At 62.1% G+C, this 15,921-nt stretch carries 18 protein-coding genes; 11 read left to right on the plus strand and 7 right to left on the minus strand.

What is annotated here, in order from left to right; all coding sequences use genetic code 11:
• Positions 1-314 precede the first annotated feature (314 nt).
• Genes NKI47_RS20500 through NKI47_RS20510 form a run of 3 tightly spaced genes read right to left on the minus strand, consistent with a single transcriptional unit; the run spans position 315 to position 2,979 of the window.
• On the minus strand, positions 315-671 hold the full coding sequence (locus NKI47_RS20500; protein ID WP_352593198.1) for a DUF488 domain-containing protein: 357 nt from the start codon (positions 669-671) through the stop codon (positions 315-317).
• A 57-nt stretch (positions 672-728) separates the two neighbouring features.
• A complete protein-coding gene (locus NKI47_RS20505; RefSeq protein WP_352593201.1) occupies positions 729-1,985 on the minus strand; it encodes an aminopeptidase in 1,257 nt (418 codons plus the stop codon).
• A gap of 31 nt (positions 1,986-2,016) precedes the next feature.
• The gene (locus NKI47_RS20510) at positions 2,017-2,979 is read right to left on the minus strand and encodes a LysR substrate-binding domain-containing protein (RefSeq protein WP_352593204.1); all 963 of its coding nucleotides are present in this window, start codon (positions 2,977-2,979) and stop codon (positions 2,017-2,019) included.
• Positions 2,980-3,076: 97 nt separating this feature from the next.
• On the opposite strand from NKI47_RS20510, the gene NKI47_RS20515 reads away from it, so the two are divergent.
• The 3 genes from NKI47_RS20515 to sbmA all read left to right on the plus strand — a co-directional run bounded on the left by NKI47_RS20515 (position 3,077) and on the right by sbmA (position 5,946).
• Positions 3,077-3,286: a hypothetical protein gene (locus NKI47_RS20515; RefSeq protein ID WP_352593207.1), complete on the plus strand. Its 210-nt coding sequence runs from the start codon at positions 3,077-3,079 to the stop codon at positions 3,284-3,286.
• Positions 3,287-3,398: 112 nt separating this feature from the next.
• Complete coding sequence (locus NKI47_RS20520; protein ID WP_352593210.1) at positions 3,399-4,553, plus strand: YbfB/YjiJ family MFS transporter; 1,155 nt, start codon at positions 3,399-3,401, stop codon at positions 4,551-4,553.
• A gap of 115 nt (positions 4,554-4,668) precedes the next feature.
• On the plus strand, positions 4,669-5,946 hold the full coding sequence (sbmA, locus tag NKI47_RS20525) for a peptide antibiotic transporter SbmA (protein ID WP_352449943.1): 1,278 nt from the start codon (positions 4,669-4,671) through the stop codon (positions 5,944-5,946).
• A 26-nt stretch (positions 5,947-5,972) separates the two neighbouring features.
• On the opposite strand, the gene NKI47_RS20530 is transcribed toward sbmA, so the two are convergent.
• On the minus strand, positions 5,973-6,965 hold the full coding sequence (locus NKI47_RS20530; protein ID WP_352593213.1) for a polysaccharide deacetylase family protein: 993 nt from the start codon (positions 6,963-6,965) through the stop codon (positions 5,973-5,975).
• A gap of 204 nt (positions 6,966-7,169) precedes the next feature.
• Between NKI47_RS20530 and NKI47_RS20535 the strand changes: the two genes are divergently transcribed.
• Positions 7,170-7,835 carry a tetratricopeptide repeat protein gene (locus tag NKI47_RS20535; protein WP_352593216.1) on the plus strand — a complete coding sequence of 222 codons (666 nt, stop codon included), beginning with the start codon at positions 7,170-7,172 and terminating at the stop codon, positions 7,833-7,835.
• 6 nt (positions 7,836-7,841) lie between these two features.
• Positions 7,842-9,275 (plus strand): ribosome biogenesis GTPase Der, encoded by a 1,434-nt coding sequence (gene der / locus NKI47_RS20540; RefSeq protein WP_352593219.1) that lies wholly within the window; start codon positions 7,842-7,844, stop codon positions 9,273-9,275.
• 14 nt (positions 9,276-9,289) lie between these two features.
• Here der and NKI47_RS20545 read toward each other — a convergent pair whose 3' ends face one another.
• Both NKI47_RS20545 and NKI47_RS20550 read right to left on the minus strand, forming a co-directional pair.
• Positions 9,290-9,505 (minus strand): hypothetical protein, encoded by a 216-nt coding sequence (locus NKI47_RS20545; RefSeq protein ID WP_352593222.1) that lies wholly within the window; start codon positions 9,503-9,505, stop codon positions 9,290-9,292.
• A complete protein-coding gene (locus NKI47_RS20550) occupies positions 9,506-10,261 on the minus strand; it encodes an SDR family NAD(P)-dependent oxidoreductase (RefSeq protein ID WP_352476622.1) in 756 nt (251 codons plus the stop codon).
• A 188-nt stretch (positions 10,262-10,449) separates the two neighbouring features.
• Here NKI47_RS20550 and NKI47_RS20555 point away from each other — a divergent pair, with 188 nt between their 5' ends.
• The 6 genes from NKI47_RS20555 to NKI47_RS20580 all read left to right on the plus strand — a co-directional run bounded on the left by NKI47_RS20555 (position 10,450) and on the right by NKI47_RS20580 (position 14,547).
• Complete coding sequence (locus tag NKI47_RS20555; protein ID WP_352593225.1) at positions 10,450-11,046, plus strand: L,D-transpeptidase; 597 nt, start codon at positions 10,450-10,452, stop codon at positions 11,044-11,046.
• Between the two features lie 199 nt (positions 11,047-11,245).
• On the plus strand, positions 11,246-11,386 hold the full coding sequence (locus tag NKI47_RS20560; protein WP_023722423.1) for a hypothetical protein: 141 nt from the start codon (positions 11,246-11,248) through the stop codon (positions 11,384-11,386).
• Between the two features lie 137 nt (positions 11,387-11,523).
• Positions 11,524-12,123, plus strand: coding sequence for a hypothetical protein (locus tag NKI47_RS20565; RefSeq protein WP_031195118.1), 600 nt, complete (start codon positions 11,524-11,526; stop codon positions 12,121-12,123).
• 159 nt (positions 12,124-12,282) lie between these two features.
• Positions 12,283-12,870, plus strand: a complete 588-nt coding sequence (locus NKI47_RS20570) for a protein-S-isoprenylcysteine O-methyltransferase (RefSeq protein WP_352593415.1) — start codon at positions 12,283-12,285, stop codon at positions 12,868-12,870.
• Positions 12,871-12,880: 10 nt separating this feature from the next.
• The gene (locus tag NKI47_RS20575; protein ID WP_352593418.1) at positions 12,881-13,660 is read left to right on the plus strand and encodes a hypothetical protein; all 780 of its coding nucleotides are present in this window, start codon (positions 12,881-12,883) and stop codon (positions 13,658-13,660) included.
• Positions 13,657-14,547 (plus strand): SDR family NAD(P)-dependent oxidoreductase, encoded by an 891-nt coding sequence (locus NKI47_RS20580; RefSeq protein ID WP_352593228.1) that lies wholly within the window; start codon positions 13,657-13,659, stop codon positions 14,545-14,547. The genes NKI47_RS20575 and NKI47_RS20580 overlap by 4 nt, the downstream gene beginning before the upstream one ends.
• Positions 14,548-14,949: 402 nt before the next feature.
• Here NKI47_RS20580 and NKI47_RS20585 read toward each other — a convergent pair whose 3' ends face one another.
• Positions 14,950-15,867: a LysR substrate-binding domain-containing protein gene (locus NKI47_RS20585; RefSeq protein ID WP_352593231.1), complete on the minus strand. Its 918-nt coding sequence runs from the start codon at positions 15,865-15,867 to the stop codon at positions 14,950-14,952.
• Positions 15,868-15,921: the final 54 nt, after the last annotated feature.

The raw sequence follows: 15,921 nt of genomic DNA on the forward strand, positions 1-15,921 counted from the left end.
TCCAAAGTCCAAAGCCCCAGGACCCATCACCTTCCGACACGGATTGCAGCACTTCCTGTCCATCGCCCATGGATGGGCGCTTCGAAATGTGTGAATCGCCTAGCACGAAAGTGGGGGAGAGGTGGCTCGGCGAAGCCGAGACGGAGAGGGGGAGCACTCTACGAAAGCCCCCTCTCCGGCCGCTTCGCCGAGCCACCTCTCCCCCGCTTCGCAGGGCGAGGAACCCAAGTCTTGAGAGGTCGGAGGGAAGCAACCCTCTGGCCGTCGCTACGGCCTTCGCCAATCTCCAAAGTCACAGGACGCAGGCTCGCGCTTCAGTCCGTCTCACGCAAATAGCTCGCCAGCGCCACCGCATTGTTGTGCGCCTCGTCATGGGCGCCGTAGAGCAGCGCCACCTTGCCTTCACGGAGCAAGGCACGTAGTTCCGCCACCGCCTCGCCGTTCCGGTCGAGCTCATCGCGGTATCGCCGCTGGAACTCCGCCCAGCGCGCCGGCTCATGGCCGAACCATTTGCGCAACCCATTGCTTGGCGCGATGTCCTTTAGCCAGAGCGTCAGCGCCGCGTCCTGCTTGGCGATGCCGCGAGGCCATATGCGGTCGACGAGCACCCGCTGCCCGTCATCGGGCGCCGGCGGCTCATAGATGCGCTTGACCGCGAGCTCCATTGCCAACTCCGCATGGGCCAGCAGGCGCCGCTGCTTGCTGGCCTTCGCTTAAAGATCCCGGGCCTAAACCCACTCGCCCTTGCGCATCACCGGCACGCGGCTGCCGTCCTTATGGACGCCGTCTATGTCGATCTTGTCCGAGCCGATCATCCAGTCGATGTGGATGAAACTCTTGTTGCCGCCGCGCGCCGCGATCTCGTCCTGGCCGAGCGAGGCGCCGTCGACGAAGCACTTCGAATAGCACTGGCCGAGCGCGATGTGGCAGGCGGCGTTCTCGTCGAACAGCGTGTTGAAAAACAGCAGCCCGCTCTTGGCGATCGGCGAGGAATGCGGCACCAGCGCCACCTCGCCGAGACGGCGCGAGCCTTCGTCGGTATCGAGCACCTTTTGCAGCACATCCTCGCCCTTCGTGGCCTTGGCCTCGACAATGCGGCCCGCCTCGAAACGCACCGCAATGCCGTCGATCAGGGTACCCTGATAGGACAGCGGCTTGGTGCTGGTGACATGGCCTTCGACGCGCCTTGCATGCGGCGTGGTGAAAACCTCTTCGGTCGGGATGTTGGGGTTGCAGGTGATGCCGTTCTTGGCGGTCGAGGCGCCGCCCATCCACTCGTGGCCGTCGGCCAGCCCGACGGTCAGGTCGGTGCCGGGGCCGGTGAAATGCAGTGCGTGGAAATTGTGGCCGTTCAGCCATTCGGTGCGGCTCTTCAACGCCGTATTGTGCGCCGTCCAGTTGCCGATCGGGTCTTCGACATCCACCCGCGAGGCGGCAAAGATGGCGTCGGCGAGCTTGGCCACCGCGACGTCTTCGGCATCGTCCGGGAAAACCTGCTTGGCCCAGGCCTGATCGGGATAGGCGACGATGTTCCAGTTGATGTCGAAGCCGGTGATCTTCTCCAGCGCCGGCTGGTAGGCCATCGAATTCGCCTTGTTGGCACGCGCCACCTTTGCCGGGTCCTGCGCCGAAAGCAGCGACGGATCCTCGCCGCGCACGGCAAGCCTCGCCGCATTGTTGGCGAAGGCTTTTGCCATGCCTTCATAGAGCCAGCCGGCGGCGCGGTCGAAGCCGGCGTCGACGCCGTAGCGGAAGCGCGCGAGCGTGATCTCATCGTCGTTGAAGATCGGCGTCACCAGGCCGGCACCTGCCTTGTAGGCGTGCTCGACGATCCGCCGCGTCAAAGGCAGCGCTGCAATAGACGAGGTCAGCACCAGATCCTGCCCCGGTTGCAATTGCAGCCCGACCTTGACGGCGACCTCCGCCAGCCTGTCGAGCTTCACCGGGTCGATGGTTGCGGAAACGCCGCGCGAATGTGTGGTCATGATCCTGCCTGCTGTGATTGGGGACTGTTTCTTACATAGACCGGCGCTGCCGACCTTTCCACTCTGATGACGCCGGCAGGTCTAGCTGACGCTCGAGCGATCTGAACTGCGCCATCGTCGCCTCGATCTCTTCGCGGATCCAGGTCTTGAAATCCCTGACTTTGCGGCTTTCGCTCTTGCTGGCCGAGGTCACCAGCCAATAGCCGAGCCCGCTCTGCGCCCGTATGCCGAACGGCGCAACGAGACGGCCGTCGGCCAGCGCGTCGGCGGCCAGCAACTGCCAGCCGAGCATGACGCCGTGACCGGCAATCGCTGATTCCAGGCACAGCATCGGGTCGGTGAAGCGCGCGCCTTTCATGAAGGTGACCGGCTCCACCCCGGCGGCTTCGAACCAGCTCTCCCAACTGATCATCGACCTTTCGTCGGTGATCGCACAGGTCAAAGCAAGGTCCTCGATCGATTTCAGCTTGCTGGCGATCACCGGTGCACAGACCGGAAACACCTCCTGCGCCAGCAGCAATTCGGCGCGCCCGCCTGGCCATTTGCCGTCGCCGAGCCGAATGGCGACGTCGATGTCCGAACGATCGAGATCGGCAAGCCGCGCCGAGGCATCGATGCGCAGGAGCACGTTCGGATGGCGGGCAAAATGCCGCGACAGCCGCGGCAGCAGCCATTTCGAGGCAAAAGCCGGCGCCACCGAAACCACCAGCGTGCACTCCGAGCTTTCATCGGCAAGCGCCACCGCCTGTGCGAGTTCGCGAAACCCGGCGCTGAGCCGCGCGGTAAAGACGGTGCCGAATTCCGTCGCCACCAGGCCAGCTGGCGTTCGTTCGAACAGCGCGCGGCCGAGTTGTTTTTCTGTTCGGTTGATCTGCTGGCTGACGGCGCTGACCGAGACGTTGAGCTCGCCGGCCGCCGCCGTGAGCGAGCCCAGGCGCGCGACGGCTTCGACGGCGCGTAAGCCGTTGAGGTGCACGCGGTTCAGCATAGCCATACAGTTTTTCTAAACTCGAACGGCTGAAATCTCAATTGCCAGACACTGCCGGATGCCGGATTCTAAGTGGGCTACTCAGAGTGAGGAGGCAAATCTGATGAAGATTTTGTTATGGCTCGGCGCCTTTTCCCCGATCGGAACGCAGCCGCGCCGGCATGACAGCGAGGGCATCAATTGGGTGACCGATCCGCTGGCGCATCCGGTGCTCGACACCATGTCGGAGCGCGAACTCGCCGACATGCCATTCAGGCTGACCGCGCGTCGTACCCGCTTCGAGACGGCCCCGCCAAGGACCTGCTGCGGCTGAAGAAGGACTTGCTGGCACTCAGGTGAGCCGGCCGCCGACGCGGCTGCGCAGCCCTTCTGGCCCAATAAAAGGCGGATTGTCTCGCCGGCAGGCGCACCTATGGTGCACCGCGATGAACATCGCTTCGCCCTTGCGCCTCGCAATCGCCGGCATGATTGCCCTGGCCGTCGCCATGGGCATCGGCCGGTTCGTCTATACGCCGATCCTGCCTGGCATGATGGAAGAGCTCGGCCTGTCGCCGGCCGATGCCGGCTGGATCGCATCTGCCAATTATCTCGGCTATCTCGTCGGCGCGCTTGCCGCCACCGGCGGCTGGGCGCAAGGCCGCGAGCGTCAGCTGATGCTGGCCGGCCTTGCCGCCACCGCGATCCTCGCCGGCCTGATGGGCCTGACCGGCACGATGGCCGCGTTTCTCGTCATCCGCTTTCTTGCCGGCGTTGCAAGCGCCTTTGTCCTGGTCTTCATGACCAGCATCGTTTTCGGTCATCTCGCCGCGGCCGGGCGAAACGACCTGCAGGCGCTGTATTTCGGCGGTGTCGGCCTCGGCATCGCGGCGTCCTCGGCGCTGTTGGCAGTCCTCGTCACCGAACATGCCGGCTGGGCGGCGGGCTGGCTATGGTCGGCGGTGATTTCGGCCTGCGGCTTTGCCGCCGTCGGCTTGCTGGCCGGCGGCACCTCGGCCGCGAACAGCACCACCGGGAGCGAGCCGGCACTGCCGAAACACCGGTCGCTGGTGAAGATCATCGTCGCATACGGCCTGTTCGGCTTCGGCTATATCGTCACGGCAACGTTCCTGGTCGCCATCGTCCGCCAGGGCGGCGGCGGCCGCGTCTTCGAGGCCGTGGTCTGGATGGTCACCGGCCTTGCCGGTTTCCCCTCGGTCTGGCTGTGGCAGAAGCTCGCGGCCAGGATCGGGCTTTATGCCACCTATGCCCTGGGGTGTCTGGTCGAGGTGGTCGGCGTCAGCGCCAGTGTCGTCATGGGCGGGCGCACCGGGCCGCTGCTCGGCGGCCTTCTTGTCGGCGGCACCTTCATCGCCATCACCGCGCTTGGCCTGCAGACGGGCAGGCAGCTTGCTCCGCAAGCACCACGCCGGATGCTGGCGGTAATGACGGCCGCCTTCGGCCTTGGCCAGATCATCGGCCCGATCGTCGCCGGGCTGCTTGCGCAGGCCTCGGGTAACTTTTTCCTCGCCTCGATCGTGGCCGCCGCCGTCCTGCTCGCTTCCGGCGCGATCACCTGGTCGGCTGCGCCAAAATCGCCATGATTATGGTCTTGCTCGGTTGCGGGCATCGGGCACGGGCATTTTCTTTCCCACTAATGTGTGACTTTATGCCCGCTGAACCCCGCTGATTTGCGCATCGACCGAGGATTTTCCCACAGTGTTCGTATCCTTCTTCCCGCAGCCGAAGCTCTTTTTCACCTCGGCCGCCGTCTGGAGTGCGGTCATGGTGGCCGTGTGGTTTCTCGGCGGCGACCAGCTAGGCGCTTTGGTCGGATTTCCCCTCCCTGCAGCGGACGCGGCGCCGATCATTGGCGTTTCCGTTTTCTGGTCGCCTCCGTTCCTTTGGTTCTACATCTATTTTACACTTGGTGTGCTGCTCTTTTACGCCTTCTGGCATTGGTATTCCCCGCACCCGTGGGACCGCTGGTCGATCCTTGGCAGCTCGCTGATCTTGTTCACGACCTATTTTCAGGTTCAGGTGAGTGTAGCGATCAATGCCTGGTACGGGCCGTTCTGGGATCTGATTCAGGGCATTGTGAGCAAAAGTGTGAAGGCGACAGAGTATGATGTTTATGCGCAGTTAATAACTTTCCTCGGCATCGCTCTGGTGGCTGTTACTGTTTACGTTCTGACAAATTTCTTTGTAAGCCATTGGGTGTTTCGCTGGCGGACAGCGATGAACGACTACTACATGTCCTATTGGCCTAGGGTGCGGAGCATCGAGGGAGCTTCCCAGCGCGTGCAGGAAGACACGATGCGCTTTTCAAAGATCATGGAAGATCTTGGGACCAGCTTTATTGATTCGATAATGACTTTGATCGCCTTCATGCCGATTTTGCTTGCCTACTCAAAGCACATTACGGCATTGCCTTTCATCGGTCAGGTGCCGCAGCCGTTGGTTTTGGCTGCGATCTTCTGGGCGATGTTTGGGACGGTATGCATTGCCACCGCCGGCATAAAGCTGCCCGGCTTGCAGTTTCGCAACCAGCGCGTCGAAGCCGCTTACCGCAAGGAACTTGTTTATGGTGAGGACGATCAGTCCCGAGCGCAGCCGCCGACCGTTTCCGAATTGTTCGGAAATGTGCGCCAGAACTACTTCCGGCTCTATTTCCACTACGTCTATTTCAATGTGGTCCGCTATCTCTACTTGCAACTAAATACCATATTCCCTCTTTTTTTGATGACTCCTTCGTTGGTCGCCGGAACCTTAACGTTGGGTCTCGTCAACCAGGTCAATTCCGCGTTCAGCCAAGTGACCAGCTCGTTCCAATATCTTGTTAATTCCTGGTCAACGATCGTTGAGCTCTTGTCAGTCCACAAGCGGCTGCGAGCGTTCGAAGCCACGATCAAGGGCGAGCCGCTGCCGGTGATCGATCAGCACTATCTAGAACGGGAACAAGCCGGGCTGCGTCCTGAGGATCAGCCGGCAAGCTAAGACTGGCGGGCGGCGGCGCTTGCGGCTCAGCCGCCCACCGCCGCCTGCCTTTCGCCTCGCCGCGATACATAGTCGCGAAAACTAATGCACTCGACGTCCGCTTTGACGCAGACCTCGCCGGCAAAGCGTTCCAGCGCGTTCCAGTAGGCGCCGTCATTCATCAGCGTGAAGTGGAAGCCGAGCTCAAGCGGAATGCGCTTGCCCTGGTATTGCGCATCGAAGGCGGCGCGGAACGCGTTATAGGTCCGGTCAGCGAACTCTTCTGCCATGCTCGGCCGCTCGAAGCCGCCGGAATGTCTGACATAGAGATTGTAATCCATGGCGATCACGCGCCTTGAGCTCGGCCCTTCCGGGATCTGCGGCAGCGAAAAGCGCGTGATGCCGTTGACGGTCGGCGGCTCGACCGGCCCACGGGAAACGCCGCTTGCGTCGAGCAGGAAGCCGGCCGCGGGCAGCGCCTCATAGAGCGCCTTGTTTGCCGACAGATAAGGCGCGCGAAACCCGACCACCGATTTGCGGGCGAAATCGCGCCAGCCCTTCGGTTCAGGAGCGATGCCGTTGATCGAATACGCGTTTTCGAGAATATGCTTGAATGAGCCGAACTCGCTCAGCCAGTCGGCTTTGCTCCAGTCCTTGCCGTCGAAATGACCGCAGCCATGGCTGCCGATGTCGTGGCCTTCCGAGGCCGCAAGGTTGATCTGCTCGAGCCGCTCGGCAACTTCCTGTTTGGAGGCGGCAAAGCCGATGTTCGATTTGCCTTCTGTCTTGCCGGGCGCGGTGTATTCCTTGCGTGTCTCGGGCGACAACAGAAACACGCAGGAGACGAAATAGGTGAAATGCGCGCCTGTGCGCCGGGCCAGCGCCCGGCTGCGCTGCCATTGCGAAATGTCGCGGGCGCTGTCGAACGAGATGATCACGATCTGCTTCGGCTTTGCCGGCGCCGCCAGCGGGTCGGCAAAAGCCGCGCCGGCAGCAAGCGCGGCAATGGAAAACGCAATAACGCGGGACAAACGGGGCAAAGGCATCTGACTTGATTAGGGAATGTAGAAGCACCGCCTACCGGTGAAATATGGCACGGGTGCGATCGACCTGTGCGGCCGCCGTTGGCGGTGACTGCCTCGTGAATAGGCGATTTTCCTGCCGAACCCCTTCCATGCCGGCAAAATTTCGCTAAAACGCGGGCTCATCAACCGCCCCGCCCGGGGCATGAATGGTTTTGATCCATGTCGGACGACAGTTTTATCCGCGAAGTCAACGAAGAGATTCGTCGCGACCAGGCGCATGCGCTGTGGGATCGTTTCGGTCCCGCCTTGCTCGTGCTGGCCGTGCTGGTGGTGCTTGGCACTGGCGCTGTCGTCGGCTACCGCTATTGGGACGAGACCCGCGCCAACCGCTCGGGCGATGCTTTTTCGCAGGCGCTCAAGCTCGCCAATGACGGCAAGAACGACGAGGCGCTTGCCGCTCTGGAGGCGTTGGAGAAGGACGGCTACGGCGCCTATCCGCTGCTCGCCCGCATGCGCGCGGCAACCGTCAAGGCGGACAAGGGCGACGTCGACGCCGCCGTCAAGGATTTCGACGAGGTCGCCGCCGACACCAAGATCCCCTCCGGCATTCGCGACATGGCTCGTCTCAGGGCAGCGCTGCTTCTGGTCGACCACGGCTCTTTCGCCGATGTCTCCAGCCGCGTCGAGGCGCTCACCGCCGACACCAACACATTGCGCCATACGGCGCGCGAGGCGCTTGGCCTTGCCGCCTGGAAGGAAGGCAAGGCGGCGGATGCATTGAAGCTGTTCGACCAGATCGCCGCGGATGATGGCGCCCCGCACAACACGCGCGAGCGGGCGACTTTGATGTCCGAGCTGATCCGCGGCTCGGGCGGCGTGTCGTGATAGTCCATGACCTTCAAAGTCGCCATCATCGGCCGGCCTAACGTCGGCAAATCGACCCTTTTCAATCGGCTGGTGGGAAGGAAGCTGGCGCTTGTCGATGATACGCCCGGCGTCACTCGCGATCGCCGCGTCCATGCCGCAAAGCTCTACGACCTGCATTTCGACGTCATCGACACCGCCGGCTTCGAGGATGCGGCTGCCTCGACGCTGCCCGGCCGCATGCGCGCCCAGACCGAGATCGCCATCCGCGAGGCTGACCTGATCTTTTTTACGATCGATGCCAAGTCCGGGCTGATGCCCGACGACAAGACCTTCGCCGAGATCGTGCGCAAATCCGGCAAGCCGGTTCTCGTCGTTGCCAACAAGGCCGAGGCGCGCAGCGCCCAGGGCGGCATGCTGGAGGCCTGGGAGCTCGGCCTTGGCGAACCGATCCCGGTCTCGGCCGAACACGGCCAGGGCCTGCCCGATTTGCGCGATGCGGTAATCGCGGCACTGGGCGAGGCGCGTGCCTTCGGCGAGGACGAAGAGGCCGGCGAGGAGGAGGTCGCCGCCAGCGAGGTGCTGATCGGCGAGGACATCAGCGACCCGGACGCCGAGCCGAGCTATGACGACACCAAGCCGATGCGCATCGCCGTCGTCGGCCGCCCCAACGCCGGCAAGTCAACGCTGATCAACGCGCTGATCGGCGAGGAGCGGCTGTTGACCGGCCCCGAGGCCGGCATCACTCGCGATTCCATCTCGGTCGACTGGGACTGGCATGGCCGCCGCTTAAAATTGTTCGACACCGCCGGCATGCGCCGCAAGGCCAGGATCCACGAAAAGCTCGAAGTGATGTCGGTGCAGGACGGCTTGCGCGCCATCCGCTTTGCCGAGATCGTCATCATCGTGCTCGACGCCACCATTCCCTTCGAGAAGCAGGATCTGCAGATCGCCGACCTGATCATCCGCGAGGGCCGTGCCCCGGTGATCGCCTTCAACAAATGGGATCTTGTCGACCATCCCCAGGAGTTGCTGGCCGAGCTGCGCGAAAAAACCGAGCGGCTGCTGCCGCAGGCGCGCGGCATGCAGGCGGTGCCGGTGTCGGCCGAGACCGGGCGTGGCCTCGACAAGCTGATGGATGCCGTCATCCGGACGCATCGAGTTTGGAACAGCCGTGTGTCGACCGGCAAGCTCAACCGCTGGCTGGAAGGCATTTTGGCGCATCATCCGCCGCCGGCCGTCGCCGGACGTCGGCTGAAGATCAAATATGTCACCCAGGCCAAGACGCGGCCGCCGGGCTTCGTCGTCTCCTGCTCACGGCCGGACGCGATGCCGCAATCCTATGTCCGCTATCTCTCGAACAGCCTGCGCGAGGCTTTCGACATGCCCGGCGTGCCGATCCGCATCGCCTTGCGCACCTCGGACAATCCTTTCGCCAGCAAGGCAAAGAAGCGCCGCTGAGCGCCACTGTCCCTTTACGCTACGTTGCGCAGAACGGGCGCCGGTTGCGTCTGCGGCAACGCTTCCAGCGCCGCCTGCAACAGGATGTCGCCAAGCCGCGCCGCTACCGGGTCGGGCTCGGCCTCCTTGCGATGCAGGAACAGCGCCATCTTGGGCAAGGCGGGCACCCCGGCGATCTCCGGCGTCATCGCCCTGACGGTGGCCGGCGTGAGTGGGGGCAGCCTCTGCACCTAATGGGCGGTGTAAGCTCCGTCCACCAGATGGTAGCTCCCAGTGATAAAGCTGGCCTGGTCGGACAACAGGAAGCATACAAGAGCCGCTACCTCTTCCGGTTTCCCGCGCCTGCCCATCGGCTGAAGACCTGCCATGCGCCGGCTGGCTAATGCCTCCATTTGCTCCGATAAAAGAGGCGTTTCGATCCAGCCGGGGCCGACGACATTGATCCGGATGCCCATCCTCGCATATTCAATCGCCGCAACCTTGGTTAATCCAACGACCCCGTGTTTCGCTGCCGTGTATGCGGACGCAGTTGGCAAGCCGACGGAACCGAGAACGGAGGACATGTTCACGATGGCGCCTCCGCCCCGATCCAGCATCGCGGCGATTTCGTACTTCATGCTGTAGAAAACGCCATTTAGATTGACGTTTATCAGTTTGTGCCAGTTGTCGAGCGGATAGTCTGCCGTTGCTTTTCGAATGCCGTCGATACCTGCATTGTTTACCGCCATATCCAGTCCGCCGCATTTCTGGACAGTGAACTCGATCAGCTTTTCCACGGCTGCGGCATCCGTGACATCTACCGCAAAGTCGTAGGCCCTGCCGCCTTGCGAGCTTATTTCGGCGGCTCTGCAGTGCGCTGCCTCGGCATCAAGGTCGGCGACAACAATCTCGGCTCCTTCTTGCGCGAGTTGCCGTGAAACAGCCGCACCTATTCCGGATCCTGCGCCGGTCACAATCGCGACTTTACCATGGAAGTCAGGCTTCATCGTCTCTGTCCTATGCCAATTTTGACATAACCGAACAGAGGCAGACGGTTATCGCAAGAAGTTTCGCTCCAATTCGCTTGTCAATCCTGTGAATTCATTTTGCCACCACAAAGCGAGACTTGGCCCGCAGGCCTTGGAATGGTAGAGACGAAGGCGGCGGTAGATGACCAGTTTCCTAGCAGGTAGAAATGGAAGAACACCACATTGCGCGCCGGGGGCTCGTGCTGGGTAGTCTGGCTCTGATGGTCTCCGGATGTACGTCGACGTTACAACAGGTGGCGGAGCCGATTTCATCCGCGTTCGGACCAAGGCGTGGCCTGAATCCTCGTTACCGACGGCAGCATGTGCGGTACGACGGAAACGAGCCGGCCGGAACGATCGTCGTCGATACTTCGCAACGTTTTCTCTATGCCGTCGAGACGGACGGGTGGGCGACGCGCTACGGCGTCGGCGTCGGCGAGCAGGGACTTTCGTTCAAGGGTACAGCGACCGTCGGCCGCAAGGCGGACTGGCCGTCGTGGACACCCACCGCCAGCATGATGAAGCGCAAGCCGCGCCTGGTGAAGTATGCAGGGGGCGTCCCTGGCGGACCAAACAACCCGCTTGGTGCGCGTGCCCTTTATCTCTATCGCGACGGGCGCGACACCCACTTCCGGATACATGGTACAAACGAGCCGTGGACGATAGGCACAGCAGTATCGAACGGGTGCATCCGTATGATCGATGACGACGTCATTGACCTCTACGACCGTACTCCTTTGGGCACGACGGTGGTGGTTGTTTGATGGTGGGCAGGCCTGATCTCCGTTGGATGGTGAACCTGCCAGCACGTCACCGCAAAGGTGCCGCCTGGAACCGGGTGCCAACTGTGTCATTTCTGCACTAGGCGTTGATGTAGATCGCGGGTAGCTTGGCGGGGCTGCATATTGTTTTTATTTGTGGCGATTCCATAGGCTGTTCCGCCCTCGGGGAAAGGATTGCTTGATGAACAGGATGTTGATTGTAATGGTTGCCACCCTCGCCGTTGCCAGCCTGAGCGGCTGCGCGAATGGCATGATCGGCAAAGGAAAGGGGAAGGCTCCTCCGCCGGAACCCGCTGCCGTAGAGGAGCCCGTGATTAAATAAGGACCGGCTTTCGGTTATTCGGGAAGGGCCGCCAGGCCCTTCCCAATCGATATGCAGGGGCCAGCCGGATTCGTAGCCTACGTGCGTTAGCGGGCATAGGTTGGCGCTAGGCCTGCGGTTCTCGGAGTTCTGGATAGATGACGCTAGTAAGTGGCCGTTCAACAATTGTGGCCCTGCTCGCACTTGTCGCAGCGTCATGTCAGTCGCAGGACAGCAAGCCCCAGCCGACTTTTGTGTCCAATGATAAGGCACTGAGAACCGCGGCGATGCCGGCGCGCGCGGCGGCGTCAACTCAAGCCCAGCGGTATTTCATCGAGTTCCGCTCCCGGTACGCCCTTACCTACGGCCATTCCTACGTGATTTTTGGACGATTGAACCAGGCCGGACGGATGGTCAACCCCGAAGTGGCGGGCCTCGCTCCGAAGTCCGGTGATCCCAATGTCTATGTTCTCGGCCATTTGGCGCCCGTGCCAGCCTCGACCGGGTGGACGGACGGCGACCTGGAAGATGCTTACCGGTCGGCAAGCTGGCGTGTATTACTTACCGAAGCCGAATATAGGAAAGTCGTCGCGAGCATACGAAGGCTGCAGGCCAGTTCTCCGCTTTGGCACGCGTCGCTCTACAACTGCAACGCATTCGTAGCGGACATCGCTAGATCCATGGGGTATAAGACCCCCGGTATCTGGCTCCGGCCGCAACAATTCATAACCAAGCTTCGGGAGATGAACGCGGGTTGAAATGCGATTGGCAAAACCCGCTTTCGCGCCCATTCGCCCGGTTAAGTGCGAAGGGAACGCGCTCTGAATGTCTACGGTCGACAACTCGGACGGTGACATCGTTGCGACGGCTTATCATCGTCCCAGATCGAGAAAAGGCTCCGGTGACGTGACGTGACCATTGCTGTAGCGCCAGTTGGCGAGATCATATGGGTGATCGGCATCGTTGCTTGGTACGTGATCCGGTATCCGTTCGAGCGCCGGGCAAGGCGCGTGCGAATTGTAGCTGGCGGCAGCTCAAGTTCCGACACCGTCGGGCTTGTATCGGCTCTCCTTGGCCTGGCAATCCTGCCTGGCTTCTATGTCGCTACCGGCATCCCCGGAGCGGCTGATCATCCGGCCAGCGTGTGGTCGGTGGCGCTCGGAACCATCATCTTCTGCTCAGCGCTGTGGATTTTTCGCTTATCCCACAAGGAACTTGGCCGTAACTGGTCGATTACGCTCGAGATTCGCGAACGGCATGAACTGGTCAGCGCCGGGCCATACGCCTTGGTCCGTCACCCTATGTACACCTCTTTCCTGCTTATGGGGCTCGGCCAGCTCTTTCTGCTGCCGAACTGGGTTGCGGGCATATCGGGTTTGATTGGTTTCGCAGTCCTTTTCCTGCTGAGAGTGGATAAGGAAGAGCGTATGATGCTGGAGAATTTAGGCTCGCAATACCGTGTCTATATGGAAAGGACCAAGCGGATATTCCCTTATCTTTATTAGAGGTCGTTTTATGCGAGGCCGAGCCCTCAAGCTTTCCGCGCCCCGGCGCCTTGTTGGCGATCTGATGAGGTTTTCGATCGGCGTGCCACGGGTCGCGGTGCAGCGTCAGATGAATCTCGGCCCACTCGTAAGGGCTAGAATGGCGCAGCAGACCAGGCCCTCGTGGACCGCTATCTTCCTGAAAGGGTATGCGCTTCTTGCCCTAGAGATGCCGGAGCTGCGGCGCGCCTATGTCAAGTTGCCTTGGCCGCAGCTTTACGAGTATCCGGCAAGCGTAGCCTCGATTGCCCACGAGCGCGAATATGATGGCGAGCCGGCCGTTCTGCTGAGCCGCATCAAATGCCCGGAGCGCTACTCCATCACGGAACTTGAGGGATCCATCCACGCGGCTCGATCACGGCCGATCCAGGAGGTCCCGGAGTTTCGGCGTGCCTTGCGGGTGGCAGGTGCGCCCGCGCCAGTCAGGTGGCTGCTTATGTGGCTAGGGTTGAACATCGCCCGGCAAAGGGCAAATTACTTCGGTACCTTCCAACTGTCCGTCTATTCTGGCCTCGGTGCGGAATCACTCAACCCGCTGACACCACTGACCACCCTTCTCAACTACGGTCCGATCGGCAAAGACGGATCGGTGAATGTCCGCATCCACTACGATCACCGGGTCATGGATGGAGCGAACGTCGCACGAGCACTGGAGAGATTCGAAAAGATTCTGAACGGCACTGTCGCCAATGAAGTGGTGCTGCTCGGTCAAGATGTTTCCGCTCCTGCAAGACAGAGGAACGCGACGTGATTTCGCACTGTGAATTCCGGCCAGCTATCGTCGTGATTGGCGGCTCGGGTGGAATTGGCCGGGCGATTGCGTGCGTCGCTGCAAGGGAGCGCGGTGCGGTTGTGCTGGTTGCCCGCTCGCCTGAGGGTTTGGCCGGCGCGGCGTCTGAGGTTAGGGAGGCGGGCGGCGAGGCATTCACGCTCGAGTTGGATCTCGTGGCAGGCGATGCGCCAACGCGCCTGGAGGGCTTTCTGTCCGCACACGGCCTGGTCTGTGATGTCCTGGTCAACAGCGCCGGCTATGGCCTGCGGGGCGCGACGACGGCGCTGCCTATTGATGGTCAACTCGGCATCATCGATCTCAATATACATTCCCTCACAGAACTGACCCTTCATTTTCTGCCGGGAATGGTGGCGCGCCGACGGGGCGGGGTGCTCAATCTCAGTTCCGTGGCCGGGTTCGTTCCCGGGCCTTATATGGCTGTGTACTTCGCTAGCAAAGCTTTCGTGCGCTTCTTCTCAGAGGCGCTTCACCAGGAATTGCGCCGAACCGGCGTGACGGTCACATGCGTTGCACCAGGCCCGGTGCCGACGGAGTTTCTCGCAAGGTCAGGCGCCAATCAGACGGTGCTCTTCAACATCTTGCCCAAGGTGGATCCGGAGTATGTAGCCGAACGGGCGTGGCGAGGGTTCAAATCGGGTCGTCGCCTAGTCGTACCGGGAATCTCGGCCAAGTTGGCTGCCCTTGCGGCAGCGCTCCTGCCTTCCGCAGCGCTGCTGCCCCTGGTTGGCCGTCTGCAACGCCGCGGCAATGATCAATGTCCTTGCGGTTCAGGTATAAAGTTCAAGAAATGCTGCGGTACCCGCCAGATTCAGCTACGCCGGGGCCCTCGGGGAATTATCCCCTGACCGGACCAGCGTGCACCGAAAAACCTCATTGAAGCGAGAGACCGCTCGCCGATGACGGGTGTTAAGCATGTTGGTAGCATAGAGGCGAGGCTTTCGACATGCCCGGCGTGCCGATCCGCATCGCCTTGCGCACGTCGGACCACCCGTTCGCCAGCAGGGCGAAGAAGCGCCGTTAGATCATCATTCGCGGAACCTTGCGAGACGTCGGCGGGACAGCGCCCCCTCTGCCCTGCCGGGCATCTCCCCCATTTGGGGGAGATTGGCCGTCCTCTCCGCTTTAGCCAATCTCCAGCGCCGAAAGACGGGTGGGACGGCGAAGCTGCTAGTCTAATCTCCCCCCTCGTGGGGGAGATGTCCGGCAGGACAGAGGGGGGCGCGAGGGATCGCGAGCGCTCGTCTGCGCTAAGCCGCTTTCCTCAGACCATCCGCGTCGCCACTTCCCGGCAACGCTTCCAGCGCCGCCTGCAGCAGGATGTCGCCAAGCCGCGCCGCTACCGGGTCGGGCTCGGCCTCCTTGCGATGCAGGAACAGCGCCATCTTGGGCAAAGCGGGCAGCCCGGCGATCTCCGGCGTCATCGCCCTGACGGTGGCCGGCAGGCCGATATCGGTGCGGATCGTCAGTCCGAGCCCGGCGGCGACGGCTGCCCAGATGCCGCCAAGGCTCGGGCTGGAGAAGGCCATCCGCCATGCCAGGCCGGCGCGGTCGAGCGTTTCGGTCGCCACGCTGCGCAGCAGGCACGGCGCTTCGAGCGCCACCAGCGGCAACGCCTCGCCATCGCGCAGGCTGGTCTCGATCTGTTTTGCCGGGCCGATCCAGCGCATCTGGACGTCGGCTACATGCCGGCTGTAGGGCAGCGTCGCGCCATTGTGCCAGGCAAGCGCGATATCGAGGCTGCCCGAAATGATCCGTTCGGCAAGCTCATGGCTGCGTGCGATCCTGGCCTCGATCTTGACCTTGGGATGGGCGCGGGTGAAGCGCCCGAGCACCTCCGGCAGCACCGCCTCGCCGAAATCCTCCTGTAGCCCAAGCCGCACCCAACCCTCCAGCTCGACATCGTGGATGGCGGAGGCGGCCTCGTCATTGAGCTCGATCAGCCGCCGCGCGTAGCCGAGCATGGTCTCGCCCGCGTCCGTCAGCACCAGACCACGCCCAGATTTACGGAAGATCGGCGTCGCCGCCTGCTCCTCCAGCTTCTTCAATTGCGCACTGATTGCCGAGGTCGAGCGGCCGAGCCGGTCGGCGGCCTTGGCGAAGCTGCCCAGCTCCATGCCGGTGACGAAGCTGCGCAGGACTTCGAGATCGAATGTCACGCGTCGCATGCCAATAATCCTGATATTCGGGACCTTACGTCAAAAACTTCCTGATATTCAGTA

This window comes from Mesorhizobium sp. M0633 (assembly GCF_040320645.1).
Classification (GTDB): Bacteria; Pseudomonadota; Alphaproteobacteria; order Rhizobiales; family Rhizobiaceae; genus Mesorhizobium.

Excerpts from the sequence above, each read along its gene's own strand:
- NKI47_RS20550 (WP_352476622.1), bottom strand. The coding sequence starts at position 10,261 with ATGAAGCCTGACTTCCATGGTAAAGTCGCGATTGTGACCGGCGCAGGA.
- NKI47_RS20575 (WP_352593418.1), top strand. The coding sequence starts at position 12,881 with ATGCGAGGCCGAGCCCTCAAGCTTTCCGCGCCCCGGCGCCTTGTTGGC.
- NKI47_RS20585 (WP_352593231.1), bottom strand. The coding sequence starts at position 15,867 with ATGCGACGCGTGACATTCGATCTCGAAGTCCTGCGCAGCTTCGTCACC.
- der (WP_352593219.1), top strand. The coding sequence starts at position 7,842 with ATGACCTTCAAAGTCGCCATCATCGGCCGGCCTAACGTCGGCAAATCG.
- NKI47_RS20510 (WP_352593204.1), bottom strand. The coding sequence starts at position 2,979 with ATGGCTATGCTGAACCGCGTGCACCTCAACGGCTTACGCGCCGTCGAA.
- NKI47_RS20535 (WP_352593216.1), top strand. The coding sequence starts at position 7,170 with ATGTCGGACGACAGTTTTATCCGCGAAGTCAACGAAGAGATTCGTCGC.
- NKI47_RS20520 (WP_352593210.1), top strand. The coding sequence starts at position 3,399 with ATGAACATCGCTTCGCCCTTGCGCCTCGCAATCGCCGGCATGATTGCC.
- NKI47_RS20565 (WP_031195118.1), top strand. The coding sequence starts at position 11,524 with ATGACGCTAGTAAGTGGCCGTTCAACAATTGTGGCCCTGCTCGCACTT.
- NKI47_RS20560 (WP_023722423.1), top strand. The coding sequence starts at position 11,246 with ATGAACAGGATGTTGATTGTAATGGTTGCCACCCTCGCCGTTGCCAGC.
- NKI47_RS20515 (WP_352593207.1), top strand. The coding sequence starts at position 3,077 with ATGAAGATTTTGTTATGGCTCGGCGCCTTTTCCCCGATCGGAACGCAG.
- NKI47_RS20555 (WP_352593225.1), top strand. The coding sequence starts at position 10,450 with ATGGAAGAACACCACATTGCGCGCCGGGGGCTCGTGCTGGGTAGTCTG.
- NKI47_RS20505 (WP_352593201.1), bottom strand. The coding sequence starts at position 1,985 with ATGACCACACATTCGCGCGGCGTTTCCGCAACCATCGACCCGGTGAAG.